This is a genomic window from Arthrobacter sp. NA-172 (assembly GCF_043952055.1).
Taxonomy (GTDB): Bacteria; Actinomycetota; Actinomycetes; order Actinomycetales; family Micrococcaceae; genus Arthrobacter.
Genome location: NZ_JBINOT010000002.1, coordinates 200,115 through 226,075, shown reverse-complemented (window position 1 = coordinate 226,075; position 25,961 = coordinate 200,115). Strand labels below are relative to the sequence as shown.

General features: G+C 63.7%; 19 protein-coding genes, 7 tRNA genes and 3 pseudogenes. 8 read left to right on the top strand and 21 right to left on the bottom strand.

All coding sequences use genetic code 11. From position 1 onward, the window contains the following. Positions 1–5: 5 nt before the first annotated feature. Positions 6–1,082 (top strand): nucleoside hydrolase, encoded by a 1,077-nt coding sequence (locus ACF0H6_RS13460; RefSeq protein ID WP_395250134.1) that lies wholly within the window; start codon positions 6–8, stop codon positions 1,080–1,082. On the opposite strand, the gene ACF0H6_RS13455 is transcribed toward ACF0H6_RS13460, so the two are convergent. The 9 genes from ACF0H6_RS13455 to ACF0H6_RS13415 all read right to left on the bottom strand — a co-directional run bounded on the left by ACF0H6_RS13455 (position 1,079) and on the right by ACF0H6_RS13415 (position 11,296). Next, a complete protein-coding gene (locus tag ACF0H6_RS13455) occupies positions 1,079–3,229 on the bottom strand; it encodes a 3-hydroxyacyl-CoA dehydrogenase NAD-binding domain-containing protein (RefSeq protein ID WP_395250133.1) in 2,151 nt (716 codons plus the stop codon). The two genes, ACF0H6_RS13460 and ACF0H6_RS13455, sit on opposite strands and share 4 nt — an antisense overlap. Next, entirely contained in the window at positions 3,226–4,500 is a 1,275-nt protein-coding gene (locus ACF0H6_RS13450) for a thiolase family protein (RefSeq protein ID WP_395250132.1), read from the bottom strand. Before ACF0H6_RS13450 ends, ACF0H6_RS13455 begins: the two co-directional genes overlap by 4 nt. Positions 4,501–4,614: 114 nt before the next feature. Next, positions 4,615–5,964, bottom strand: coding sequence for an HRDC domain-containing protein (locus tag ACF0H6_RS13445; protein ID WP_395250131.1), 1,350 nt, complete (start codon positions 5,962–5,964; stop codon positions 4,615–4,617). A 68-nt stretch (positions 5,965–6,032) separates the two neighbouring features. After that, positions 6,033–6,698, bottom strand: coding sequence for a DUF3000 domain-containing protein (locus tag ACF0H6_RS13440; RefSeq protein ID WP_395250130.1), 666 nt, complete (start codon positions 6,696–6,698; stop codon positions 6,033–6,035). Between the two features lie 80 nt (positions 6,699–6,778). After that, positions 6,779–7,870 (bottom strand): threonine aldolase family protein, encoded by a 1,092-nt coding sequence (locus ACF0H6_RS13435; RefSeq protein WP_395250176.1) that lies wholly within the window; start codon positions 7,868–7,870, stop codon positions 6,779–6,781. Between the two features lie 30 nt (positions 7,871–7,900). Then, positions 7,901–8,704, bottom strand: coding sequence for an SDR family oxidoreductase (locus ACF0H6_RS13430; protein WP_395250129.1), 804 nt, complete (start codon positions 8,702–8,704; stop codon positions 7,901–7,903). Continuing rightward, complete coding sequence (locus tag ACF0H6_RS13425) at positions 8,701–10,080, bottom strand: DUF6421 family protein (RefSeq protein ID WP_395250128.1); 1,380 nt, start codon at positions 10,078–10,080, stop codon at positions 8,701–8,703. Before ACF0H6_RS13425 ends, ACF0H6_RS13430 begins: the two co-directional genes overlap by 4 nt. A gap of 219 nt (positions 10,081–10,299) precedes the next feature. Next, positions 10,300–10,791 carry a peptide-methionine (R)-S-oxide reductase MsrB gene (msrB, locus tag ACF0H6_RS13420; protein ID WP_395250127.1) on the bottom strand — a complete coding sequence of 164 codons (492 nt, stop codon included), beginning with the start codon at positions 10,789–10,791 and terminating at the stop codon, positions 10,300–10,302. 13 nt (positions 10,792–10,804) lie between these two features. Further along, on the bottom strand, positions 10,805–11,296 hold the full coding sequence (locus tag ACF0H6_RS13415) for a hypothetical protein (protein WP_395250126.1): 492 nt from the start codon (positions 11,294–11,296) through the stop codon (positions 10,805–10,807). Positions 11,297–11,458: 162 nt separating this feature from the next. Between ACF0H6_RS13415 and ACF0H6_RS13410 the strand changes: the two genes are divergently transcribed. Then, positions 11,459–12,709, top strand: a complete 1,251-nt coding sequence (locus tag ACF0H6_RS13410) for an alpha/beta hydrolase family protein (protein ID WP_395250125.1) — start codon at positions 11,459–11,461, stop codon at positions 12,707–12,709. Positions 12,710–12,755: 46 nt separating this feature from the next. Here the strand turns inward: ACF0H6_RS13410 and ybaK are convergent, their stop codons facing one another. The 3 genes from ybaK to ACF0H6_RS13395 are packed head-to-tail and all read right to left on the bottom strand — an operon-like array spanning position 12,756 to position 14,667. After that, the gene (gene ybaK, locus ACF0H6_RS13405; protein ID WP_395250124.1) at positions 12,756–13,247 is read right to left on the bottom strand and encodes a Cys-tRNA(Pro) deacylase; all 492 of its coding nucleotides are present in this window, start codon (positions 13,245–13,247) and stop codon (positions 12,756–12,758) included. A 15-nt stretch (positions 13,248–13,262) separates the two neighbouring features. Further along, a complete protein-coding gene (locus tag ACF0H6_RS13400; protein WP_395250123.1) occupies positions 13,263–13,718 on the bottom strand; it encodes a SufE family protein in 456 nt (151 codons plus the stop codon). Between the two features lie 25 nt (positions 13,719–13,743). Beyond that, positions 13,744–14,667, bottom strand: coding sequence for a sulfurtransferase (locus tag ACF0H6_RS13395; RefSeq protein ID WP_395250122.1), 924 nt, complete (start codon positions 14,665–14,667; stop codon positions 13,744–13,746). Positions 14,668–14,876: 209 nt separating this feature from the next. On the opposite strand from ACF0H6_RS13395, the pseudogene zapE reads away from it, so the two are divergent. Beyond that, a pseudogene (gene zapE, locus ACF0H6_RS13390) lies at positions 14,877–15,915 on the top strand (cell division protein ZapE). Positions 15,916–15,969: 54 nt separating this feature from the next. On the opposite strand, the gene ACF0H6_RS13385 reads toward zapE, so the two are convergent. From ACF0H6_RS13385 to ACF0H6_RS13350, 8 genes are all read right to left on the bottom strand, one after another. After that, a complete protein-coding gene (locus tag ACF0H6_RS13385; RefSeq protein WP_395250121.1) occupies positions 15,970–17,175 on the bottom strand; it encodes a benzoate/H(+) symporter BenE family transporter in 1,206 nt (401 codons plus the stop codon). 632 nt (positions 17,176–17,807) lie between these two features. Next, positions 17,808–19,235, bottom strand: a complete 1,428-nt coding sequence (locus ACF0H6_RS13380) for an amino acid permease (protein ID WP_395250175.1) — start codon at positions 19,233–19,235, stop codon at positions 17,808–17,810. 267 nt (positions 19,236–19,502) lie between these two features. Continuing rightward, positions 19,503–19,578: transfer RNA gene (locus ACF0H6_RS13375), tRNA-Gly, on the bottom strand. Between the two features lie 57 nt (positions 19,579–19,635). Next, positions 19,636–19,710: transfer RNA gene (locus tag ACF0H6_RS13370), tRNA-Val, on the bottom strand. Between the two features lie 48 nt (positions 19,711–19,758). Then, positions 19,759–19,831, bottom strand: a tRNA-Gly gene (locus ACF0H6_RS13365). A 58-nt stretch (positions 19,832–19,889) separates the two neighbouring features. Then, a tRNA-Val gene (locus ACF0H6_RS13360) sits at positions 19,890–19,964 on the bottom strand. A gap of 41 nt (positions 19,965–20,005) precedes the next feature. After that, positions 20,006–20,076 (bottom strand) — tRNA-Cys (locus tag ACF0H6_RS13355). Between the two features lie 55 nt (positions 20,077–20,131). Next, positions 20,132–20,204: transfer RNA gene (locus ACF0H6_RS13350), tRNA-Gly, on the bottom strand. A 239-nt stretch (positions 20,205–20,443) separates the two neighbouring features. Between ACF0H6_RS13350 and ACF0H6_RS13345 the strand changes: the two genes are divergently transcribed. After that, positions 20,444–20,518 (top strand) — tRNA-Val (locus ACF0H6_RS13345). A gap of 69 nt (positions 20,519–20,587) precedes the next feature. On the opposite strand, the pseudogene ACF0H6_RS13340 reads toward ACF0H6_RS13345, so the two are convergent. Further along, positions 20,588–21,757: pseudogene (locus tag ACF0H6_RS13340) on the bottom strand (GGDEF domain-containing protein). A 165-nt stretch (positions 21,758–21,922) separates the two neighbouring features. Here ACF0H6_RS13340 and ACF0H6_RS13335 point away from each other — a divergent pair. The 4 genes and pseudogenes from ACF0H6_RS13335 to ACF0H6_RS13320 all read left to right on the top strand — a co-directional run bounded on the left by ACF0H6_RS13335 (position 21,923) and on the right by ACF0H6_RS13320 (position 25,929). After that, positions 21,923–22,804 carry a cytochrome gene (locus ACF0H6_RS13335; protein WP_395250120.1) on the top strand — a complete coding sequence of 294 codons (882 nt, stop codon included), beginning with the start codon at positions 21,923–21,925 and terminating at the stop codon, positions 22,802–22,804. A 51-nt stretch (positions 22,805–22,855) separates the two neighbouring features. Next, the gene (gene def / locus ACF0H6_RS13330; RefSeq protein WP_395250119.1) at positions 22,856–23,422 is read left to right on the top strand and encodes a peptide deformylase; all 567 of its coding nucleotides are present in this window, start codon (positions 22,856–22,858) and stop codon (positions 23,420–23,422) included. Next, positions 23,419–24,340, top strand: a pseudogene (gene fmt / locus ACF0H6_RS13325) (methionyl-tRNA formyltransferase). Before def ends, fmt begins: the two are co-directional and overlap by 4 nt. After that, positions 24,337–25,929 (top strand): RsmB/NOP family class I SAM-dependent RNA methyltransferase, encoded by a 1,593-nt coding sequence (locus ACF0H6_RS13320; RefSeq protein WP_395250118.1) that lies wholly within the window; start codon positions 24,337–24,339, stop codon positions 25,927–25,929. Before fmt ends, ACF0H6_RS13320 begins: the two are co-directional and overlap by 4 nt. Positions 25,930–25,961 lie beyond the last annotated feature (32 nt).

Sequence of the window (25,961 nt, the reverse complement as noted above, 5' to 3'; positions counted from 1 at the left end):
GCACCGTGAGCGAAGGGCAAGTGTCGGTCAGCGGCAACCGGGAAGCTGTGAGCTTGCTGGTTGATTGCGATACGGGAATCGACGACGCGCTCGCGCTGGCCTACTTGTGCAGCCAACCGCAGGTCGAACTGGTGGCCGTGAGCAGCACCCCTGGCAATGTTGCGGCGGAACAGGTGGCACGCAACAACCTGTCCCTGCTTGAGCTGTGTGGCCGCCCGGACGTGCCTGTTGCCATCGGTGCCCGGGCGCCGCTGCGGATCCCGCTGGTCACGACGCCGGAAACCCACGGACCGCAAGGCATCGGCTACGCTGAGCTGCCGGAACCGCGGGGGAAAGTGGACGAGGTCGATGCCGTCGAACTCTGGGTTGAAACCGTCCGGTCACGGCCGGGGGAGTTGACCGCCATGCTGACCGCCCCCCTGACCAATTTCTCGCTCGCCCTGCGCGCCGAGCCGCGGCTACCGGAACTGCTGCGCGGCGTCGTGATCATGGGTGGCAGCTACTACTATCAGGGCAACACAACGCCCACGGCCGAGTGGAACACGCACGTTGATCCGGACGCGGCGGCGGAGGTGTTTACGGCCTTCTCCGGCCTTCCGGAAGACCGGTTGCCGGTGGCGTGTGCCTTGGAGACCACGGAACGGATCGAGCTCACGCCAGAGCACGTGGCCGCCTTCGCTGCAGAGGCGGGATGCACCGAGCCCGAACTTGTTTTGCCGGACCAGCCGGAAGGACGGCGCAGCACGGCGTCGAATGAACTCGTGCGGCACGTGAGCGACATGCTGCGCTTCTACTTCGAGTTCCACCGTCACTACGGGCAGGGCTACGTGGCCCACATCCACGATTACTTTGCCGCCTCCGTCGCCACGGGAACGGCCAGGTACAGGACCCGCACCGCAACTGTGCACGTGGAGACCGCAGCGCCCAAACTCATCGGAACCACCGTGGCGGACTTCCGGGGCCTCTGGGGTGAGCCGCCCAACGCCCGCATTGTCTCGGAGAACCACCCACAGGAGGCTTTCGTCGAATTAGTGCGCTCGTTGGGCGGCCTGGCCCGGAGATTGGAGAACCCGGCCGTCTAGACGGCAACCGGCCGCGAAGCGATCCCAGGTGCCAGGAAACGTTTGCCGTTGACCCGCTCGGAAGCTCCCACGCGGTCCAGATAGGGCGTGATCCCACCCAGGAACATCGGCCAGCCCGCTCCGAGGATGACGCAGAGATCGATGTCTTCCGGTCCAGCCACCACACCTTCGGCCAGCATGAGCCCGATTTCCTCAGCCAACGCGTCCTGGGTTCGGCGCAGGACTTCTTCGGCCGTGGACGGGTTGGTGCCGAAGGACATGAGTGAGAGGGTCTCGGCCGGGATGACCGGCGTTCCGTCCGGCCCGGGAACCCACAGGGACTTCACGCCGTTGTCAATCAACTTCCGCAGGTTCTCGGATACGGCAAAACGCTCGCCGAATGCAGCATGCAGGGATTCCTGGACGTGCTGGGCCACGGGCAGGCCCACCATCGCGCTGAGGGTGAACGGACTCATCGGCAGGCCCATCGGGCGCAGCGCGGAATCAGCGACTTCGGCCGGTGTTCCTTCGTCGAACGCGGCGATGACTTCGCCCATGAGCCGAAGCAAGATCCGGTTGACGACGAAAGCAGCAGCGTCCTTGACCAAGACCGACGTCTTTTTCAGGCCCTTGGCAAGCTCGAATGCGGTGGCCAGCACGGCGTCGTCGGTCCTCGGGGCACGCACGATTTCCAGGAGGGGCATGACGGCAACCGGGTTGAAGAAGTGGAAACCGACCAACCGCTCAGGGTGCTGCAGATCTTCAGCCATCGCGGTCACGGACAAAGAGGAGGTGTTCGTGGCGAGGATGCACTCGGGGGAGACGATGGCCTCCACCTCGGCGAACACCTGCTTCTTGACGTTGAGTTCCTCGAAGACGGCTTCAATGACGAAGTCGGCGTCGGCAAAGGCCTCCTTGGAAACGGAGCCGGTGACGAGGGCCTTCGTCCGGTTGGCGGCATCGGGGCTGATCCGGCTCTTGCCAAGCAGTTTGTCCACCTCCGCGTGGACGTACCCGACGCCCTTGTCCACGCGCTCCTGGTCGATGTCGGTCATGACAACGGGCACCTTCAGTTGGCGTGCGAAGAGGAGGGCGAGCTGGCTTGCCATCAGGCCGGCCCCCACGACGCCGATTTTGGTCACCGGACGGGCGAGTTTGCGGTCCGGGGCTCCTGCTGGCCGCTTGGACCGTTTCTGCACCAGGTCCAGGAAGGCGTAGACGGTGGAGCGGAACTCGTCAGTCTGCATCAGCTCGGCGAGGGTTTCGCATTCCAGCGCGGCTGACTCCGCCTTGCCAAGGGTCCGGTTGGCCTCGAGGATATCCAATACCTTCGCCGGTGCCGGCGAAGCGTTGGAGGTCTTGGCTTCCACGAACGCCCGGCCCCCTGCCACGGCGCCCGCCCAGCGTTCTGCCACCGCGGGATCGGCGGGATCCACGGCGTTGCTCCGTTCCGGAACGGTCTCGCCCGCGATCACCTTCGCCGCCCAGGCGACGGATTGCTCCACGAAGTCCGCTGGCTCAAAGATGGCATCCGCAATACCGAGCTGGAACGCCTGAGGGCCGCTGAGGGTGCGGTTGTTGCTCAGCGGGTTCTCGATCATGACCTTGACGGCGTTTTCCGGGCCGATGAGGCGCGGCAGGATGTACACGCCGCCCCAGCCCGGGACAAGCCCGATGAACGCTTCTGGCAAAGCGAGGGCGCCCGCGCCCGTTGAGACCGTACGGTAGGTGGACTGGAGGGCAATTTCGAGTCCGCCACCGAGTGCAACGCCATTGATGAAGGCGAAACTGGGTACGCCGAGATCGGCCAGCGTCGCGTAGACATCGTGGCCCAGCTGCGCCATCCACAGGCCATGCTCGCGTTCTTCAAGCCGCTTGACGGCGGAGAGATCTGCTCCGGCCACGAGGAAGTAGGGCTTGCCAGTGACGCCGACACCGGCGATCTGCCCGCGGGCAGCCCGCTCCTTGAGGCCTTCTAGCACTGAGCCGAGTTCCACGAGGGTGTTGGGTCCGAGTGTGGTGGGCTTGGTGTGGTCCAGGCCGTTGTCCAAGGTGATCAGGGCGAACGTTCCGGCATTGCCGGGGAGCTCAATATTCTGGACGTAGGAGTGCGTCACAGTCTCGTCTGGAAACAGTCCGGCCAGTTTCTGGAATTCGGCGGCGCTCATGCTGCGGCTCCCTTGGTTTCGGTGTCAGTGGTGGTCTCTGCTGCCGTGGTGTGGTGCTCGTGGTGCGGATTCTCCCAGATGACGGTGGCACCCATGCCCAGTCCCATGCACATCGTGGTGATGCCGTAACGGACTGACGGGTCTTCTTCGAACTGGCGCGCCAGCTGGTTCATGAGGCGCACCCCGGAGGAGGCCAGCGGGTGTCCGACGGCGATTGCCCCACCGTAGCGGTTGACTCGGGGATCATCGTCGGCGATGCCGAAGTGGTCCAGGAAGCTCAGGACCTGAACCGCGAAGGCCTCGTTGATCTCGAACAGGCCGATGTCCTCGATGCCCAAGCCTGCGTTCTTGAGCGCCTTCTCGGTGGCCGGGACAGGTCCGATGCCCATGACTTCGGGTTCGACGCCGGCGAAGGCATAGGAGACCAAACGCATCTTGACCGTGAGGCCGAGCTCCTCCGCGGCTTCTGCCGAGGCGAGGAGTGCCGCCGTCGCGCCGTCGTTCAAGCCCGCGGCGTTGCCCGCGGTGACCCGGCCGTGGGCGCGGAACGGCGTCCGTAGCTCAGCGAGGTCATCCACGGTAGTTCCTGGCCGCGGCGGCTCGTCCACGGTGTTGACTGTCCAGCCTTGGCCGGGCTTCATCGTGGCGACGGGTACGAGGTCGGGCTGGATTTGGTCCTTACCGTAGGCGGCCGCGAGTTTTGCCTGGGATGCGGCGGCATAGTTGTCCGTGCGCTGTTTGGTGATGGCCGGGAAGCGATCATGCAGGTTCTCGGCGGTGTTGCCCATGTTCAGTGCGGCCGGATCCACGATCCGCTCGGACATGAACCTCGGGTTGGGATCCGCGCCGGCCCCCATGGGATGGTTGCCCATGTGCTCCACGCCGCCGGCAATCACGACGTCGTAGGCCCCGAAGCCGATGCCGCTCGCCGTCGTCGTGACTGCAGTCATTGCCCCCGCACACATGCGGTCGATCGCGAAGCCGGGCACGCTTCGGGGGAGGCCCGCCAGCAGCGCGGCCGTGCGCCCAATGGTCAAGCCTTGGTCTCCGGTTTGCGTCGTGGCGGCGATGGCGACTTCGTCGACCCGATGGGCAGGCAAGGACGGATTGCGACGCATGAGTTCGCGGATGCACTTGACCACGAGGTCGTCTGCACGAGTGCCCGCATAGATGCCTTTTTCACCCGCTTTGCCGAATGGCGTCCGGACACCGTCGACGAAGACGACGTCGCGGACAGTCCGCAGCTTGGTGCTGTTCCCGGTATGGCTCATGTGTGGCTCCTCGTTGAGACGTGGATGCCGGACAACCCTCAGGGGGTGAGACCGGCGTCATTCACGGCTATGTTACTAGCCGGTAACTTAGCGCGCAAGAAGCCATAGCGGTCGTCAGGAAGGGGCCGGGGCCGGGTTACGTGGTTCCTTGGGTTCCTTAGGTTCCTTAGGCGGCAGCGGTTGCGGGTTCAGCGATGCCTCGGCGATGATCGGCGCAGTGATGGCGATTTGCCATTCGCGGGCGCCGAGGCCGCGCAGTTCGTCGGCGATGGACTCGATGGTGATGTCCGACGGCGGCCGCCACAGCACCCGTCGCATGTAGTCCGGGGTGAGCAGGTTCTCCACGGGGAGCTTGAGCTCGTCTGCGGCCGCCTGAAGCCGGGGCCGGGCAGTTCCCAGGCGCGCGGCGGCGTCGGGATCGCGGTCCGACCAAACTCTCGGCGGCGGGGGAGCGTTGGTGGGCAAATGTAGCGGGGGAAGGTCTTCCACGTTCTTTGCAGCGGCGATGCAGCGCAGCCAGCGTGGTGCTTCGCGCTGTGCTGCCCGGCCGTGGAAGCCCTTGGTGGCCAGGAGCTGCGGAACAGTGGCCGGCATGGCCTTTGCCGCCGCGACCAAGGCCGAATCGGGAATCAGGCGGCTGGGGGCAACATCCCGTTTGCGGGCCAGCTGGTCCCGCTCGTGCCACAGTTCGCGCACGGCGGCCAATTGGCGGCGGTCACGGATCTGGTGCAGACCGGAGGTCTTCCGCCAGGGATCGACCCGGGGAGTCGGGAGCCCGGCTGCGAGGATCCCGGCGAATTCCTGTTCGGCAAAGTCGAGTTTGCCGTCCCCGTCCAGCAATTCGATCAGCTCTTCGCGCAATTCCGCGAGGACCTCGACGTCGAGGGCGGCGTATCGTAGCCACGGTTCGGGAAGAGGGCGGGTGGACCAGTCGGCGGCCGAATGTTCCTTGGCAAGGCCAAAGCCCAGGAGCTGCTCAATGACGGCTGCAAGGCCGACGCGCGGCAGCCCGGCAAGCCGTGCGGCGAGCTCGGTATCGAAGAGTTTGTCCGGCCACATGCCAAGCTCGGCCAGGCACGGCAGATCCTGCGATGCTGCGTGCAGGATCCATTCCACGCCGCTCAGTGCCTCATTGATGATTTTCAAGTCATCAAAGGGCTCCGGGTCGATCAGCCAGGTACCCGCGCCATCTCGCCGGATCTGAACCAGGAAGGCGCGCTGCCCGTAGCGGAAGCCGGAGGCGCGCTCTGCATCGACGCCGGCGGGGCCGGATCCTGCGGCGATGGCGGCTGCGCACCGCTCGAGGCCGGAGATGGTGTCGATGACAAGCGGTACGCCTTCGCGCGGTGCGTCCAGGTCGATAACTTCGGGTATCTGGCCCTCAAAGCCGTCTACGGTGATGTGTGGTGTGGGATCAGCAGCCGGGCCGCCGGCTGTGGTGGGTTCCAGATTTTCAGTGGTCATGGTGCCTTCAGTTTACCGACTCTGTTCGGGGCGGGTCCGGCCGTGGATTCCAACGGGTGCCCGGAGCGTTATGTAAGCCGCCGATTCCGCAAGGGTGTGACGCCGGGAGGCAGGGGAGGGAGTCCGGCGAACGTGCAGACCATATCGGACCACGCCTCGAGGTGTGCCTGTGCGTCCGAAGACGCCGGTGTCCATGAGGCTCGGAGCTCAATGTCGATGGTTTCCGGTCTTTCGGCCAACGTCCCGAAGCTCTCGGACAGGATCCGGGTGGCGGTTCCGCCCGCGGCGCGGTACTGGGCGGAATGGCTCTCAAGGGCATCGACAAGCCATGTCCAGGCCACGGAACCAAGCATGGCGTCGTTGCCCATGTCGGCTTCGAGCTGTGCCCTGATGTAGGTCACGATCCGGAACTCTCCGTCCCATACGGCCGAGCCGTCGGGATCGTGGAGGAGGATGAACCTGCCGGTCGCAAGCTCATCGTCTTCGTCGTCGGCCGCATCTGCGGGGCCGGGCACGTTCTCGTTGGAGAATGCCATGGCCGCCGGGCCATGAACCGGGGTCCGGCCGGGATGTGTGGACTGCCTGAAGACTTCGGCCCCCAGCGCCACGGCATAGGGCGCCAAACGGGAGGGCGCCGGAATCTCCGCGAGGCGGAGCTCATTCCGGCACTGTGCTTTTCGTAGCGTTCCCAACGCATGCAAAAAATCCGCGGGAACCTGTGCGAGTGCGTTCACCTTCGCAGATTATGTGTCCGGGGCGGCGAAACCTTGAAGCCACGCCGCCCCGTCCACATGCCTATGCTGATGCCACCTGCCTATGCCGGGGCCAGCTCGCGCTTGATGGCGGCAACGAAGGAATCGATGTCGTCCTCAGTGGTGTCGAAGGAGCACATCCAGCGCACTTCGCGATTCGCTTCGTTCCAGTCGTAGAACTTGAACGAGGCGCGGAGGCGGTCAGCAACGCCGGCGGGCAATACTGCGAAGACTCCGTTGGACTCGGTGGTCTGGGTCGGTTCCACACCGTCGATCGAGTCCACGGCAGCACGCAGCCTCGCGGCCATGGCGTTTGCGTGTTCCGCCGAGCGAAGCCACAACCCGGATTCCAGAAGGGCGATGAACTGGACTGAAATAAAGCGCATCTTCGAAGCCAGCTGCATGTTCATTTTTCGCAGGAACTTCAGTCCGTTGGCAGCTTCCGGGTTCAGCGCAACCACTACCTCGCCGAACAGCAGCCCGTTCTTGGTGCCGCCGAAGGACAAAATGTCCACGCCGGCGTCGCGGGTGAATGCCCGCAACGGCACGCCGAGGTGTGCTGCAGCATTGGCGAGGCGGGCGCCATCCATGTGCAGTTTCATGCCCTTGGAGTGGACGTGGTCCGCGATCGCCCGGACTTCTTCGGGCGTGTAGCAGGTGCCGAGCTCGGTGGTCTGGGTGATGGAGACCGCCAGCGGCTGCGCACGGTGCTCGTCGCCCCAGCCCCAGGCCTCACGGTCGATCAATTCGGGAGTCAGTTTGCCGTCCGGGGTGGGCACATGCAGGAGCTTGATTCCGCCGATGCGCTCCGGGGCGCCGTTTTCGTCCATGTTGATGTGGGCTGTCGAGGCGCAGACGACTGCACCCCAGCGCGGCAGCAACGACTGCAGCGACAGCACATTCGCCCCGGTGCCGTTGAAGACGGGGAAACACTCGATGCCTTCCCCGAAGTGTTGCTCCATGACTTCCTGGAGCCGTTCCGTGTACTGGTCCTCGCCGTAGGAGACTTGGTGGCCGCCATTGGCTGCGGCGAGGGCGGCCAGGATCTCAGGATGGACGCCCGAGTAGTTGTCCGAGGCGAACCCGCGGATGGAGGGGTCATGGAGGCGCCCTGCGGCTTCTGGGATCAGGGCGGCCGGGGTCTCTTCAGTCATGCTGGTCACTTGTTCGTTCACGCTTTCAGTCTATTTGGCCAGGAGGAGGCGCTGTCCGTTCAGTTCCGCTGCCGGTTGGTCGAAGAGCCCGACGGCGGCTGCCGCGAGGTCGTCGACGTCGGTGTACCCGGGGAATTTCCGCTCGGGATGTTCCTTCCGCATCGCCGCGTCCAGGAGCGCCTTGACCACAAACACGACGGCGGCACTGCGTTGTTCAGTGAGACGGTGTTGTTCAGTGAGACTGTGCTGTTCCGTGGGTTCGTCCTTGTTGTCGGAGTTTCCTGAGTTGCCTGTGTTTGCGGGGTTTCCTGATTGATCACGGCGGAACCCGTCGGCCATAGCCAAGGTCCAGGTCTCGGCAGCAGCCTTGGCCGCCGCGTAGGTGGCCGCCCCGGCGGTAGGTGCGGCAACCGCCGTCGAACTCACCATGGCGAAGCGGCCCCTCGGGGAGGCTGCGAGATCCTTGTAGAAGATCCGGGTGACGTTCCTGAGCGTGGTAATGGCGCTTTGTTCCAAGGCGTCCCAGTCTTCGTCCGGCTGGTCCTCGATGCCCTTGGCACCGCGCCACCCTCCCACCAGGTGGATGACGCCGTCGATCCCTTCGGTGTTTCCGCGGATGTGTCCTGCGAGTTCCCGAACCGCATCGAGTCGGGAAAGATCGCACACAAGGGGGACCACGCCGTCGCCGGCTTCAGCCGCGGCGGCAGTGATACGGGGTTCGTCAGAGCCGACCGTGAAGACCCGGTGTCCGGCCAGCGCGAACGCGCGGGCTACGGCAATACCGGACGAGTTGCTGCCACCTGTGACGACAATCGTCAGTGGATCGCTCGTCATTTGGATGCGGTCAGTCCGGTGATGCCCGTGATGCCGGTGGTTGATTCGATGATGGGACGCATTTTCTTCTCCAGTGCTTCGTAGAACATGGACAGGGGGAATTCGTCGTCGAGGACCTGGTCTGTTAGGCCGCGGGGCGGCCCGTCAAGCGGCAGCGCCTCCGGGCCTTTCGCCCAGACCGAAGCCGGGTGGGGAGTGACGGTACCGGAAATGAGCTTATACGCTGCGAGCCAGTGGGCGGCCTTGGGGCGGTCGATGGAGCGCCAGTACAGTTCCTCGATCTGCGCACCGAGCTCCACGACGACGTCGGCCGCCTCGTCCCAGTCGATGCTGAGCTTGCTGTCGGTCCAGTGCAGGACGTGGTGCTGGTGCATCCAGGCGAAGAGGAGCTGGCCGCCCAGGCCGTCGTAGTTGCGGACCCGGCTGCCCGTGATGGCAAAACGGAAGATCCGATCGAAAATGACGGCGTACTGAACGAGCTTGGCGTGGCGGCGGGCGTCAGGGGAGGCGTCCTCATCCTTCTCGATCCGCACGGATTCGCGGAATGCCGTCAGGTCACAGCGCAGTTCTTCGAGCGAATAGAGGAAGAACGGCATGCGCTGCTTGATCATGAACGGGTCGAACGGCAGGTCGCCGCGCATGTGCGTGCGGTCATGGATCAGGTCCCACATGACGAAAGTGCGCTGCGTGAGCTCTTGGTCATCCAACAGCTCGGCGGCATCCGCGGGCAGTTCCAGCGAAGTGGTGGAGGCGGCCGCCTTGAGGACGCGGCGGAAGCGTGCCGCTTCACGGTCGGCAAAGATGGCGCCCCACGTGAAGGCGGGCGTCTGGCGCACGGCAACAGTCTCAGGAAAGAGTACGGCCGAGTTGGTGTCGTAGCCGGGCGTGAAATCCAGGAAACGGATGGGCACGAACAGCTTGTTGGAGTAGTCGCCGGCCTCCAACTCGCCGATGAACTCGGGCCAGACCACCTCGATCAGGACAGCTTCCACAAGGCGGCTGGTACTGCCGTTCTGGGTGTACATGGGGAAGACCACGAGGTGCTGGAGTCCGTCTTCACGGCGTTCCTGCGGCTGGAAGGCCAGCAGCGAATCGAGGAAATCGGGGATTCCGAAGCCGGCATCGGCCCAACGGCCGAAGTCTTCCACGAGGAGTTCAAGGTATGCCCGGTCGTGGGGAAACGACGGTGCGAGGCTCTTGATGGCCGAGACGATGGTGGCGGTGTGCTCCCTCGCGGGCTCGTGGTGAGCCGGATCCTGGATGGAACCGTCTTGGCTCTGGAACGCCTGCAGCGCGGTCGCGGCGGACTTCAGGGAGATCCAGTCCCGGTTGTCCGATGTGATGCTCGGGCGGGCGGTGATAGCGGTGGTAGTCATCGTCGACAGGGCCTTTCCTCAAGATGTTGTTGGTCTGAGGTGAGCGTAGCAAGCGGCCAGACTCGCTAATTCAAAAGCGGCCCGAGCATAAGAAACTCTTGTGCAAGTGGTCACGGCAGCCCCCGGAAGATCCAGCCGGGGGAGGGCTGGAACTTCCGGGGGAGCTTCGGAGACAGCTTTTACGTGCCTGGCGTCAGCGCGTGGGCCTGTTGCCCGGACTTACTGTCCGGCCGGGGACTCGACGAGCTTGAGCGAAACGGAATTGATGCAGTACCGCTGGTCAGTGGGTGTGCCGTATCCTTCGCCCTTAAAGACGTGGCCCAGGTGGGAATCGCAATTGGCGCAGCGGACCTCCACCCGTTCCATGCCCAGCGTACGGTCGTGAATGTATCGAACCGTTCCCTCCGCGAGCGGCGCCCAGAAGGAAGGCCATCCGCAATGGGAATCGAACTTCTCGTTGCTGGTGAAAAGCTCCGCTCCGCAAGCCCGGCAGTTGTAGACGCCGGCAGTATGGGTGTCCCAGTATTCGCCTGTGTATGGGCGTTCCGTTCCAGCCTTGCGAAGGACCCTGAATTCTTCGGGGGTCAGCTCCTCGCGCCACTCAGCGTCGGTTTTCTCCACGCGTTGCCCGTCTTTCGGGACTTCCTGAAGGGGAACTCCGGCCAAGGGGTCTGCGTCTTGGAAGTACTTCCTGTTATCTGCAGTGCTCATGTTCTCTCAACGCTCACGAGTCGCCGATAAATCCCGAGCCCGCATAAAGATGCAGCACGGGCAGCCCCAACTGGTCCTGGGCTTTGTTGGCCCAATCAGTATGGAAGGTGTCTGCCACCGCATGCGGACGGGTCACCACTACTGCTTGTGCCGCGTTGAGTGCCTTGACCTTGGAGACCAAGCCGGCCACGGCACCGCCGTCGACGATTTCTCCAGTGACCCCGCTACCCAGCCCTTCGAGCACCGCGAGCGACGCCGACAAGGCCTCGGTGGCCTGCGCCCGTTCCGATTGGGGATCCGGCGCCTCAGCGATAAGTTCCCGGAAAGCCTTTGCGACGTCAAGCAGCGAAAGGTTTTCGAGGAAGTCGATCAGCAAGTGCCGTTCGGTGTTCGCCGGCACCAGCACCACCAGGGGCGAGTCGCCGCCGTCGATCAGTTTGGCAATATTGACGCGGTCGTCCGGGCCGAGAGGCTCTTCGGTAAGGATGACGATTGGATCACTCATGGTTCCAGCGTAGACCTGAGCTGCGACACGCAGTGTCGTTTGGTGCGGCAATTCTCTTCAGAGCGCGAGTTGACTTGGCTGTTCCCGCGAGGACGCCAAACGGAACGCGGCGTAGGCGGGGTGCTGTTCAAAGCATGGCCCCGCAACGGGGACAATGGTCACATGGCATCCATGACCCGAGCTGCGTCGGCCCCTGAAACCGGTGCGAAAATGTCCACCCGAGCCAAATGGGCCGTCGCCGGAATAGTTGCTGGAAGCGGCATTGCCGGATTGCTGGGTGCGGGGTCTTCGGCGCTCGCAGCCTATTTTGCCCGGCGCGTCATCACCCCATCTGTACGCCAGGCCGATGAGGAAGTTCTCGCAGTGGTGCGCGGCGACAAAGGACTCCAAATCATCCTTGCAGCCACTCCGGACACTACGGTGGATGGAGTGTTCAGCCTCTTTTTCGCCGGAGGCACCGGATTCGCGCGGATCGGCCGCATCGTCTCCTATTCGCCCGCGGAGCGCACGGTGCAGCGCGAAGTGGAGGAGGTCTACAGCGGAGACCTGACATCGGCCCGGCGTGGATGGTGGAGCGGTGCCGTCTACAACTCGCCGGCGGCGCTCGGCGTCGAGTCGGAAGATGTAAAGATCGACGTCGAAGGCGGCCAGGCGCCAGCGTGGCTGGTCCCCGCCATCCCGGGGGAGCGCGCGAAGGTGTGGGCCATCATGGTTCATGGCCGCGGTGCGACGCGCCTCGAGGGTTTGCGCGCCGTGAGGACCGCGCGCGAGCTCGGATTGGACAGCCTCCTGGTCTCCTACCGGAACGACGGACTGGCGCCCTCCGCCCCCGACGGACGCTACGGGCTGGGGTCCACGGAATGGCGCGACGTCGAAGCCGCCATCGAGTACGCCCTCGACCACGGTGCGCACGAAGTGGTCCTGTTCGGCTGGTCCATGGGCGGTGCGATCTGCCTGCAGACGGCCGACCTTTCCCCTCATCGGCATGTCATCAGGGCCATGGTGCTGGACGCGCCGGTGATCAATTGGGTGGACGTCCTGGCACACCATGCACAGCTCAACAGGATTCCCTATGCTGTGGGTCGCTATGGACAGCTGATGTTGGGTCACCCCCTTGGCCGACGCCTGACCGGCCTGGCCGCGCCGGTGGACCTCAAAGCGATGGACTGGGATTCGCGTGCCGTCGAGTTGCGGACGCCGACGCTGGTGATCCACAGCGTGGATGACGAGTATGTTCCCTACGCGCCTTCGGCCAGCCTCGCCGAAAAGAATCCTGACATGGTCACGTTTGAGCCCTTCGAAGGAGCACGGCACACGAAGGAGTGGAACGTGGATCCGCAGAAGTGGGAGCGCTTGGTGCGCTCGTGGCTCGCGCCGCGGCTCAAGCCCCGCAGCGGCCCGACGTCGGCCTGACGCAGCTCACGCCTTGCGTTCCGGAGCCGGGAGACTCCAGGAGTCGCTAGGGGCTGCCGATCGGGGCAGTCCGGGCGCCGGTCAGCCGGATGAGATCCGCGGGATCGAGTTCAATGTCCAGCCCCCGACGACCACCCGACACAAGGATTGCGCCGAAGGCCAACGCCGATTCGTCGAGGACGGTGGGCGAGGGTTGGCGCTGGCCCAGCGGGGAAATCCCGCCCAGGACATAGCCGGTGCGTCGCTCTGCCGCTTTGGGATCGGCCATGGCGGCCTTTTTTGATCCGAGCGCCGAGGCAATGGCCTTGAGATCCAGTGTTCCGCTGACAGGAACGATGCCCACCGCGAGTCTGCCCTCAACATCAACCATCAAGGTTTTGAACACTCGAGCCGGATCGATTCCGAGGACCTCGGCTGCCTCCAGGCCATAGCTGGCCGCGGAGGGATCGTGCGTGTACGGGTGCAATGTGAAGGGAACGCCGGCCGCAGCCAGTACGGCTGTGGCCGGCGTTCCCTGCGAAGCCTGTTTCTTTGCCATGCTCGGTGTGCCCGGTTAGGACAACAAACGGTCAGCCGCAGCGACCTTGCGCTTGATCCGCCCCAACATGGCGGTCATGCCGCGCATGCGCAGCGGCGTGATGGCCCGGGTCAGGCCCAGCAATTCCGGCATGTCATCTGGAATCGCCAGGATCTCCGCCGCAGTCAATCCGTCCAGGCCCTCATGCAGAACGCCCGCAAAGCCACGCGTGGTGGGTGCTTCCGGCGGTGCCTTGAAAAACAAACGGTAGGCGACGCCGTCGGCCTTCTTTTCCTGTTCGATCGTCAGGAAAAGCGGCGATTGGCACTCCACCACTTGCTCCAGGAGCTCGGGGTGGTCCAAAAGCCGCTCCGGCAGGGCCGGGAGTCCGCGTGAGAACTCAAGCAGCAGCTGAAGGCGGTCGGGCTCGGTCAGCGCCTGGAAGTCATCGACAATTTCCGCCAATGCGGCGGGCAAAGTATTGGTACTCATCACTTCCAGCTTACGCAGGTCCGGGCTACTTGCCGGCAAGTGCAGGGACTGTACCGCGTTCGGTGCCCTTGGCGATCGGGACGCGCACGGCATTGCCCCACTCGGTCCAGGAACCGTCGTAGTTGCGGACGGTTTCAAAGCCGAGCAGGTACTTGAGGGCAAACCAGGTGTGGCTGGAACGCTCGCCGATGCGGCAGTAGGCCACGACGTCGTCGCCCTCCGAGAGGCCGGCTTCTCCCAGATAGAGGCCCTCAAGTTCGGTGCGGTTGCGGTAGGTGCCGTCTTCGGCAGCGGCTCGGGCCCACGGGATGGAGGCAGCTGTGGGAATGTGGCCGCCGCGCAGCGCACCTTCTTCAGGGTAGGCCGGCATGTGCGTGCGCTGGCCCGTGTATTCCTCGGGGGAACGGACATCGATCAGCGGATTCCCAAAGTGTGCCAGGACGTCATCCTTGAACGCCCGGATCGGGGCGTCGTTCCGCTCGACCACGGGGTACTCGCCCGGGGCAGGCTGCGGGACCTCCGTGGTGATGTCGCGACCTTCGGCGATCCACTTGTCGCGGCCACCGTCCAGGAGCCGCACGTCTTCGTGGCCGAAGAGGGTGAAGACCCAGAGGGCGTAAGCGGCCCACCAGTTGGACTTGTCACCGTAGATCACCACGGTGGTGTCCCGCGAGATGCCCTTGGCGGCCGCCAGGGCCGCGAAGGCTTCACCGTCGACGTAATCCCGGGTGACTTCATCGTTCAGGTCCGTGTGCCAGTCGATCTTGACTGCGCCCGGAATGTGGCCGGTTTCGTACAGGAGGACGTCTTCGTCGGATTCGACAACCACCAGCGTTCCGTCGCCGAGGGCGCCACCTTCAAGGGCAGCGGCAAGCCACTCGGTGGATACCAGGCGCTCGGGGTGGGCGTACGCGGCGAACTTCTCGTTCTGTTCAACGGGGTAGGACATTGCTATGGCCTTTCACTGACACTTTCACTGACACCGGGCGGCGCCGGGCGATAAGACGTGCCCGGGCATTAATCCCACAGTATCGAGGGCCGCGGACTAAAGCTCCTCCCCGTTCATATGGTGAAATATGGCCTTCATCACGTGTCCGCCCGGGGCGTGGCATTGCCGGTATTCTTGCTGGGGACTTACGACACGAAGAACGGACCGCATTGGTACAGATCGAACAGCTCGCCGCGCGCACGCCGGCGGTCTCAGCGGATGAGATTCTCAAGGGTTTCTACCCTTCGCCACGGTTCGGAGAGGTGTCCTTCAACAGTTACCGGCCGGATCCGAACCAGCCCAGCCAAGCGGCAGCGGTCAAGGCCCTGGAAGCGTTTGGGGCGACGATCGGAGCCGGCGATGGAGACGGCCTGTTCAAACGCCTTTTCGGCAAGAAGGTCAACGGAAGGGCCGGCATCTATCTCGACGGCGGATTCGGCGTCGGAAAGACCCACCTTTTGGCATCCCTGTGGCACTCGGCTCCCGGGCCGAAAGCATTCGGAACATTCGTCGAATACACGAACCTGGTGGGCGCCCTGTCCTTCAGGAAGACGGTGGAGGCGCTGAGCGGCTACAAGCTTGTCTGCATTGACGAGTTCGAGCTTGACGATCCGGGCGACACAGTGCTGATGTCCCGGCTCATGCGTGAACTCGCCGACGCCGGCGTGAAGCTCGCGGCCACGTCCAACACCTTGCCGGGCTCGCTGGGCGAAGGGCGGTTCGCCGCCGTCGACTTCCAGCGTGAAGATCCAGGTCCTGGCAGACCAGTTCGATGTTGTCAGGATCGACGGCGAAGATTTCCGGCACCGCGGTCTGCCCGCCGCCCCCGCGCCCCTGAAGACCGAAGACCTCAAGCGGCAAATGCACGCCGAGTTCGACGGCCAGACTGTGGCCGTGGACGACTTCCGCGGCTTGATCGACCACCTTGCCGGAGTCCACCCCAGCCGCTACCGCAAGCTGATTGCAGGGATTGACGGGGTTGTCTGGCGGAATGTGGAAACCATCACGGAGCAGGCCGTGGCCCTGCGGTTCGTGGTGCTGGCAGACCGTTTGTACGACAAGGACGTCCCGATCCTTGCCAGCGGCGTGCCGTTCGATCAGCTTTTCACCGAGGAAATGATGACCGGCGGGTACATGAAGAAGTACTTCCGGGCGGTGTCCCGTTTGACCGCACTGGCCCGTGAAGGCCAAAATCACGAAGCTTCCTAACTACGAAGCTTCTTAACGAAGCTCAGTTTTCGCGCTGAAGGGGTTCCCGGTCTTTCAGTACCCAGCGCGCAGGATTCCCGCCGCCAATGCCCAGAACGCGGCGCCGATGCCCGCGAAGCTGAGGCCCGACGCCGCGATCAGGAATGTGACAGAGGCGCCGATGCGCTCTTCGGCGACGGCCAGCGCGGAAGCGACGGCGGAGGCCATGGTGCCCAGGAGGGCCAGTCCGGCGACGGCTTCGAGGAGTCCTGGCGGTGCCGCTGCCACGACTGTCACTAACGCTGCGGAGAAAGCTGCCAGAACGAGGTAGGCCAGCCCGGAGGTGAAGGCCGCGATCCAGCGCCGGCCCCGGTCCTCGCCCGCTTCTTCCCCTGCGGCCAAGGCAGCGCTCAAAGCGGCCAGGTTGATCGCGTGGCCGCCAAAGGGAGCCCCCAGCATAGTCCCTGCCCCGGTTACCAGCATCGACTGGCGCCACGGGACGGTGTAGCCGAAGGATTTCAGCACGGCCACCCCCGGAATGTTCTGGGAAGCCATGGTGACAATGAACAATGGCAACCCGATGCCGGCCGCAGTGCTGAGGGTGAAGGCAGGGGTTGTCCAGTGGAGCTCGGGCAAGAGGCGGTTCGTGGGAATGCTCACGCCGTTGACCGCAATGTAGATAGCGATCACGACGAGGGCCACCACCAGCGCGGCCGGGACCGACCAGCGGGGCGCCAGTTTCATCATGATCAGCCAGCAAAGGATCACGGGAGCAACCAACAGGGGAGTGGTTCCCAAGGCTTTGAACGGCGCAAGGCAGAGGGACAGGAGTACCCCGGCGAGCATTGCCTGGGCAAGGGCTGTGGGAATCTTCGCCATCAGGTTGCCAAGGGGCGGAACCAAGCCGGTCAGCGCGATCAGCACCCCGGCGATAAGGAAAGCGCCGACGGCGGCCGGCCAGCCGCCGTCGGGCACTCCGGCCCCGGCCAGCAACGCCGCACCCGGGGTGGACCAGGCAAGCGTGACAGGCAAGCGCGACCGCCAGGACAGCCAGAGCACGCCGAGCCCGAAGGTGAGCGTGAGCGCAAGGAGCCCGCTGGCAGCCTGTTCCTGTGTGGCGCCCACGGCTTTGAGGCCCGCGAGCACCACCGCGAAGGACGAGGTGAATCCGACCAACGCGGTGACGATTCCGGCCACAACCGGAAGGGAAAGGGCGCGGGAAAGCTGCCGTGAGGCGGACCCGGGGCGTTGTTGTCCGGTGCGGAGAGGTGACGCTGGCATAGTCCTTCACGTTACCGGAGTGAGGTCTCCTCTGCCGTGCAGGCGAAGGGAAGTTGGGGTTATAGGACAAAACGTGTGTATGGGAGGGTGTAACCCCCGCATGAACTGAGCGACACGGCAAATGCATTTCGACGCGGGAATTCGGTGTCGACAGAGAGGGATTGAGCGCACCCGCAAGTATTTTGCGCGTCGCGAGGTTCCGGGGGTTATCGGGACTAAGGCCTGTGGCACCGCAAAGGCTGGGCGGGACGCAGATGACACACCCGGGATTTACACACGGTTGTCCTATAACCCGGAAGTTGCACGGGATGATTAAACGCCAAGGGCACCGGTGGCGCCTCTCGGCGGGACCGATGCCCCGTTGACGTAGCTGTTATCGGGAGCTCTGGCCGGACTAGCCGGCCGCGGAGTCTCATCCGTGAAGGAAGCCTATTCGATGCATTCCTTGATGGCTGCTTCTTCTTTGCCACCAACGAGATCCTGAGCCTTGCCCTTCAGATCGTCAAGTTGTCCCACGGGCACCTCCCTTCAATCACGGAGCCAGGTCGCTCCTCCGCTTTCGATCCTAACCCGAGACTTTGGAGGTGCCAAGGGTTCGGTTGGCTGGGATGCCGAACGATTCTTCGAAGGGGTCACAGGTTGCCGGGGGCAGGTAGCTCCTGATGGCGAGGGCTGTCCGGGTTCATGAGCGAATGTTTGCGGCCGTAGCTGAAATAGATCACGAGTCCGATAGCCAACCACACGACAAAGCGCAGCCAGGTTTCCCAATGCAACTGGGTCATGAGGAAGGCGGATGCAAGCATGCCGAACGCGGGAACCACTGGCATGAAAGGCAGCCGGAAGGTACGCGGCGCGTCGGGCTTCTTGTACCGAAAGATGATGACCGAAAGACAGACGACGACGAAGGCGGCCAGGATGCCGATGTTGGTCAGGTCCGCCACGGCTTTGATGGGGAACACGCCCGCCAGGAAAGCTGACGCAAGGCCTGCAATCCAGGTGACGCGCTGCGGGGTGCCATGGCGGTCCGTCTTGGCAAACCAGCCCGGGAGCAGGCCGTCACGGCTCATCGAGAACCAAACACGGGTGACGCCGAGCAGGAAGGTCAACATCACTGTGAGGATCGACAGCACGGCGAACACCGAGATGATGGTGGCGATTACGGGCAGGCCAACACCGCTGAAGGCGGAGGCAAAACCGGCTGTCGGGTTGATGTCCTTGTAGTTCTGCATGCCGGTGAGCACCAGGGTCGCCGCAACGTAGAGGAGCATCGCGATGACAAGCGACAGCACAATTGCTTTCGGCATGTGCTTCTTGCCGTCCTTGGCTTCCTCGGCCGCGGTGCTCATGGCGTCGTAGCCGAACACGGCGAAGAACACCGTAGCCGAACCGGCCACCACCGGGCCGAAGCCGCTGGGCATGAACGGGTTGTAGTTGTTCGTGTTGATGTAGAAGATGCCGAGGCCGATGATGAACAGGATCAGGACCACCTTGATGGCCACCGCCACCAGTTCGAATCGGCCGAACGCCTTGGTTCCGCGGGACAGGATCCAGGTGACCAGCAGGCAGACCAGGATGGCCGGCAGGTTGATGATCCCGCCGTGTCCTTCGTCCGCGGTCGAGGTCATCCACGCTGGCATGTGGACGCCGATCCCGGAAAGGAATGCGTCGAAGTAGCCGGAAATGCCGATCGCGACGACGGCGACGATTGCGATGTACTCCAGCAGGAGGTCCCAGCCGATGAACCATCCGATGACCTCGCCAAGAGCAACGTAGCCATAGGTATAGGCGGATCCGGCGCGGGGGATCATGCCGGCGAATTCGGCGTAGGAAAGTGCCGCGGCCGCTGAGGCAAGGCCCGCGACCAGGAAAGAGATCAGCACGGCGGGGCCGACGCCTGGGGTGTCCGCGCTTCCGTGTGCCACGAGGCCGGCCAGAGAGAAAATCCCGACCCCGATGATGCCGCCGACGCCAATGGCTGTCAGCTGCCAGAGGCCCAGGCTTTTGAAGAGCCCGCTGTGCTTGTTTTCCTCCTCGATGTCGTCAATGGGCTTCTTCCTCATGATCGAACGGGCGAGTGTTTCTTGATTCACCGTGGACTCCTGCCTGGGGGTGGACGAATTAGGCCTGTAGAAAAGTATGCGAGCTGAATCACATTGGATAAAGTGATTTTTGCTGAGTCGTATTGATCAGTTCTGCTGATCTTTCCGGTAGGCGGGCGTGCCGTGGGCATCTGCCGCGGGTCTGCGGGCACAAAAAAGCAGCTCCGGCGGAGCTGCTTGGATGGTTTCACTGCCTATGGCGAGGGTCACTGGCCAGATATGAGGGAATGGAGCGGACGACGAGATTCGAACTCGCGACATCCACCTTGGCAAGGTGGTGCTCTACCAGCTGAGCTACGTCCGCATACGATGACTGTTCCGGCCTGGCCGGGCTTTCATCAACAGGCAAGTTGCCTTGCCTTGGTGGGCGATACTGGGATCGAACCAGTGACCTCTTCCGTGTCAGGGAAGCGCGCTACCGCTGCGCCAATCGCCCGGATCGGCATGAGCCGCCCGGCCCGTTTCCGGGACATTAAAATACGAGAGCGGACGACGAGATTCGAACTCGCGACATCCACCTTGGCAAGGTGGTGCTCTACCAGCTGAGCTACGTCCGCACATGATGACTGTTCCGACGCAGGCCGGGCTTTCATCAACAAGCAAGTTGCCTTGCCTTGGTGGGCGATACTGGGATCGAACCAGTGACCTCTTCCGTGTCAGGGAAGCGCGCTACCGCTGCGCCAATCGCCCAAATGCTATCCGGCCGGGACCGGAAACCAAGGTTTTCACCGAGGTGGGTACGGGATTCGAACCCGTGTATACGGCTTTGCAGGCCGCTGCCTCGCCTCTCGGCCAACCCACCGTGTAAGCAGGATTCCTGACGTTCCAAGAGCTCCATGCCGTGACAGTGTCCTGCGAGCGGACGACGAGATTCGAACTCGCGACATCCACCTTGGCAAGGTGGTGCTCTACCAGCTGAGCTACGTCCGCATTGTCCTGTTCGACGGCCCGCCCGCAGGGGGCATTCCGTCGCTTTCCGACGAGTAAAAACTCTATAGGAGGTTCCGGGAAACTCCAAATCGGCCGGTCTGAATCGTAAGCGATAGGTCCAAGATCCTTGAATTGGTGCGGATTTTGAGAGTTACATGGATGTGATTCGCGTGGTGCGTTGGTTCTCCGTTTTCCCGATTTTTGAATTCCGGCCGGGGCAGGTTAGTCTTCTTGTGCATGGGCGATTGGCGCAGTGGTAGCGCGCTTCGTTCACACCGAAGAGGTCACTGGTTCGAACCCAGTATCGCCCACCAGGAAGGAGCCCCTTCGATCAGCCGAAACGCTGATCGAAGGGGCTCCTTTGTGTTTCCGGATGCTGGCGACTAATGCGCTCCTCCCGCGCCGCCCGGCATGCCGGCCTTGACTACCCGGTTCCGTCCAAGGGATTTGGCTTGGTAGAGGGCGGCATCGGCGGCACCAATCATCGCAGTGAGGTCGGCGGCATTGAATTGAGTTGAAGTGACTCCGTAACTCACCGTAGGAATGCGGACGTCGTCGAGGCTTTTGGTTGCCGCCAAAGAGCGGTTGATGTCGGCTGCGATGCTTTCGGCGCGCTCCTGGTTGGCTCCTGGCAAGAGAAGGATGAACTCTTCACCGCCGTACCTTCCCACCAGGTCGGTGGACCGTACCGACTCGGTGCAGGCGGCCGCGAAGGCCTGGAAGCGCGGCGTCGCCGGCGGCGTGGCCATACTCATCATTGATCGCTTTGAAGTGGTCCAGGTCAGCCAGGATCAAGGAGGCGACGGAACTTGTGGTGTGGAGGCGCTCGAGTTCCTTGGCGGCCATTTCCAGGAAAGTGCCGCGGTTCAGGAGCCCGGTGAGGTTGTCGCGGGCAGCGCGTTCACTCAGGCCCTTGATCAACTGATCGTTGCTGAGGGCAGTCATGCTGAAAGAGACGGCGACGAGCAGTATCAGGGTGACTACGCTGGCCATGGAGGGACCAAAATACAGGCGGAAGGTCGGGCCAGTTGGACCCTCCGCGAGGTACGCGGACCAGCGGCAGAAATAGTATCCAGCCAGGTAATCCCGCCGCCACGGCCATCGACTTGTGAACATGCGAGTAACCGGAATCCAGCAGCCAAAGGTCGCGGGCCGCCAAAGCGATCCCCAACGTCATGAAACCCAGGTGACACCAAGCCCCCGGACCAAGTGTTGGAACCGGGGTTCTCCAGAAGTGAGGCGAGGGCAGTGACTCCACAGGCAGCCGCAAGTTGCCACCTTGGCGGGGGCAACATCCTCAATGAGCGGGCGCCGCTCCACACGCTGAACGCTCCACCAACCAACAGGACGTTCCCGGCGGGATTTGCCCAGACCTGATGCGGCGTGCCGTTGAAAAGAAACGCTAAGTTCCCTGAAAGAAAGAACAAAAGGGCGATGCACCACCACCCGTTGTAGGGCGATCGCGTTCGCCTAAACGATGCGTAGAAAAGAAGCAATAGCGTGAAGGCGACCACTCCCAGTGCCACCCGCAGCGTTGTTATATCGAGGACCATTGTCCACTCCCAGATCCGAAGACGTGCCCAATTATCGCATCGCTGGTCAAAGAACCTTGCGCGCCATGCGTGAGCGCCTCATTCGTTACGGGGTGGAGCGCAGCACCAATCGGGCCGGCGCGGACTCAGCACTTTCCTGTCAGTGGTGTGTGAAAGAGTTTTCCTATGACAGATCCACTGCTTGCCCACGCCACCGACTACGGCCGGATGTATGCCCGGTCAACGTCCGAGACCTTCTCGGTCCCTTCCATCACCACGGTGATCGGCCAGCAGGCCCACTCCTTGGACGGCTGGTTCGGTTACATGGGTGCCAGCAGCCTGGCGAAGGATCCGGAACTTCCGCAGCATCTGTCCAGCCCTGCCAAGATGCGGCAGGCAGTCAACAAAGCTGCCAAAGCGGCGGAGGTCTACAGGGACGACGCCGCGCGCCGCGGCGACCGGGTCCATAACTACTGCGAGCAAGTGGCGCTCCGTGCCTTGGGGCGCCCGCACCGTGTGAACGAGACGCGCGAAGAACTCGCGTCAAATGGCGAGGAGGCCTTCGCGGCCCGCTTCGATGAGTGGTGGGAGTTGTACCGGGTGGAGCCCATCGCTCCCGAGATCACCGTGTGGAATGCAAGCGTTGGCTACGCAGGAACCCTGGATCTTGTGGCCAGAGTCAACGGCCGGGTCTGCCTGATCGACTACAAGACCAAGGGCACCACCCGGGATGGAACGGTGAAACCCCTTGATGACAAGGTGGTCATGCAGTTGGTGGCCGGTATGAAGGCCGAGGAAAGCCTGGTGGACCCGGTGGCAGGGGAGTGGGAGCCATGGAAGTACGGTGAAAACCCGGTACTTCTCGCGGTAGCTATAGGTGAGACCGAAGTTCGTCCCCAGCGCGCCAACCCGGATGTCCTCAAGCACCACTGGTGGAAGTTCTGTGCCTTGAAGCGGGTGTGGGAGATGTCCGCCGACGTTGTGGCAGCCGGAACGGCGCTGCTTCCTGTCGCACCGCCGTCGTACCCCGCCACACCAGCGCCAGCAGGCTCAACTAAACTGGCTTAGGTCCCTCAACGCGGGGACCGAAGCTTTGCCGATCGTGAGGAAAGACAGCACATGGCCATTTTGAGTATCCGTATCATCGGCGATCCCGTGCTCCGCACGGTTGCTGATCCAGTGACGGAATTCGGGCCTGAGCTCGCCAAGCTCGTGTCAGATATGACTGAAACCATGGAGGACGTAGACGGCGCAGGCCTTGCCGCGCCTCAGATCGGCGTCAGCCAGCGGGTCTTTACCTACCGCATCGGCGGCGTTGAGGGCCACATCATTAACCCTGTGCTCGAAAACAGCGATGACTTCCAGCCCGACGAAGTAGAAGGCTGCCTCTCTATTCCCGGACTCGCCTTCCCGGTTCGCCGCCGGAGGACAACCCGGGCTACCGGCGTCGATATCAACGGCAACCTCGTGTCCGTTGACGCTGAGGGTATGCTCGCCCGCTGTTTCCAGCACGAGACCGACCACTTGGACGGAATCCTCTTCACGGACCGGCTGGAAGGGGAGGACCGCAAGACCGCCCTCCGCGCGATCCGCGCGGCGAACTACCACGCAGTCACCGAGCAGACCACCGCCAAGCGCGCCAACACCGTGGGCTCCAGCTTCGGCAGTTTCGGGGCTGCCGAATGAGGGTGCTTTTCGCCGGCACCCCAGCTGTGGCTATCCCTTCGCTCGATGCGCTGATCGAGGCAGGTTTCGAGATCGTGGCTGTGCTGACCAGGCCCGATGCCCCTACGGGCCGTAAACGGGTGCTGACGCCGTCGCCTGTCGCCGCACGTGCAGCCGAGCTCGGCATCGGCATCATCCACGCAACAAAAGTGGACGCTGAGATAACGGAGCGGATCGCTTCCTATGAGCCTGACGTCGCCGCAATCGTCGCCTACGGAGGACTTGTCCCCAAGGCTGCCCTCGGGGTACCGCGCCACGGCTGGATCAACCTCCACTTTTCGCTCCTCCCTGCCTGGCGGGGCGCCGCCCCCGTGCAGCGTTCCGTCATAGCCGGTGACGACATCACCGGCGCCGCAACCTTCCTCCTCGAAGAAGGGCTCGACACCGGACCCATCTTTGGAACCCTGACGGAAACCGTTCGGCCAGATGACACGGCGGGTGACTTGTTGGAAAGGCTCTCGCGCAGCGGCGCGGTCCTGTTGAGCCAGACACTTTCCGCCGTCGACGCGGGCAATGCAGCCCCCCAGCCCCAGCAGGGCGATGTCTCGCTGGCTCCAAAGCTGACGCTCGACGACGGCCGGCTCGACTGGACGCAACCGGCACTCGCCATCAACCGCAGGTCTCGCGGTGTCACGCCTGAACCCGGGGCATGGACCACGCTCGACGGGCAACGGGTCAAGCTTGAGCCGGTGGGTATGCGCCCGGATACCCGGGATCTGGAACCAGCGCCAGATCCGGGTCGACGGTAAGAATGTCCTCGTCGGGACTGGATCCCATGCAGTGCAGCTTGGGCGGATCCAACCTGCAGGCAAGAAGATGATGCCGTCGGCCGATTGGGCCCGCGGTTTGGCAACACCAGAAAGCGTGGAATTCGAATGAGCGAGTCCGGCCGGCGCGGCCCGAGCAACAGCGGGAACAGGGACAGCGGAGGCCAGGGCAACCGCGGTCCCCGCGGCGAAAGCAACCGCAACGCCCAGGGCCGCGAACGAAACAGGGGGCCGCAGCGCGGTTTCAGCACAAACGCCCCGTCCGAGCGAACCCGTCGCGCGGATCCGGCACGCCTGGTGGCCTTCGAGGTTCTGCGAGCCGTCGCGTCGGAGGATGCATATGCAAACCTCGTGCTGCCGTCGCGGATTCGCCACCATCACTTGGACAAGCGCGACGCCGGGTTCGCCACCGAGCTGAGCTATGGGGCTCTCCGTGGGCAGGGTACTTACGACGCCGTCCTCGCCAAGTGCGTGGACCGGCCCCTCGCGCAGCTCGATCCGGCGGTCCTCGATGCGTTGCGGCTTGGCGCCCACCAATTGCTTGCCATGCGGGTTCCTGCCCACGCCGCACTGGACCAGACCGTCGGTCTGGCCCGCGCCGTCATCGGGGCCGGACCGTCGTCGCTGATCAACGCAGTGCTCCGAAAAGTCACCGCCAGAACAATGCCGGAGTGGCTTGACTACCTGCTGGAAAACGAGACCGACGAAACCAAAATCGCATCGGTACGTCACGCACATCCTGAATGGATTGTCAGGGCACTGCGGCAGTCGCTCGTCATGCATGGCCGTCCGGCGAGCGAAATCACCGAACTCCTCGAAGCAGACAACGCTGCGCCCGTGGTCAACTTGGTGGCGCTGCCAGGCGTCGGCAGCCTGGATGAAGCACTTGAAAACGGTGCAACACCCGGCGAGCTCGTGATCGACTCGGCATTGTCCAGCGGCGGTGACCTGGGCCGGATGTCTTCCATCCGCGAAGGCACCACGCGCGTCCAGGATGTTGGCTCCCAGCTGGTGGCCCGCGCAGTCGCCTCCGTGGACCTCGGACGCGGCGCCAAGGACGGCGAGAAATGGCTGGATCTTTGCGCCGGCCCCGGGGGCAAGGCCGCCCTTTTGGCTGCCCTCGCCCATCAAGAAGGTGCAACTCTCTTGGCCAACGAGCCGGCAGAACACCGGGCAAAGCTGGTGGGACAGGCGCTCGCGGCAGTTCCGGGGAATGCCTGGACCGTGCGGGTTGGCGACGGGCGCGACGTCGGCAAGGAACAGCCGGAGGCTTTCGACCGCGTACTCGCCGACGTTCCCTGCAGCGGCCTTGGTGCACTGCGCCGCCGGCCCGAGTCACGCTGGCGCAGGACCCCCAAAGACCTTGCAGACCTTGGCCATCTGCAGCGCGAATTGCTTAAATCCGCCATCGACGCCGTCAAACCGGGCGGAGTGGTGGCGTACGTGACGTGCTCGCCGCACCCCGCCGAGACCACCGCCGTCGTGAGCGATGTCCTGCGCAAGCGGGACGACCTGGAACAGATCGACGCCGGCGCGGCTTTGGACGCTGTCAGCCTTACCGGGAGCCTGGGGGCAGGACACGGGATGACAGCCCAACTTTGGCCGCACGTGCACCAAACGGATGCGATGTTCCTGGCGTCTCATCCGGAAGAAGCCGTAACCTTCGGCGCCTTTCCCCGGCTGAAAGTCCCGCGTGCCTAAGCTGGAGAATTGCGACAACCACCAGACCGCCA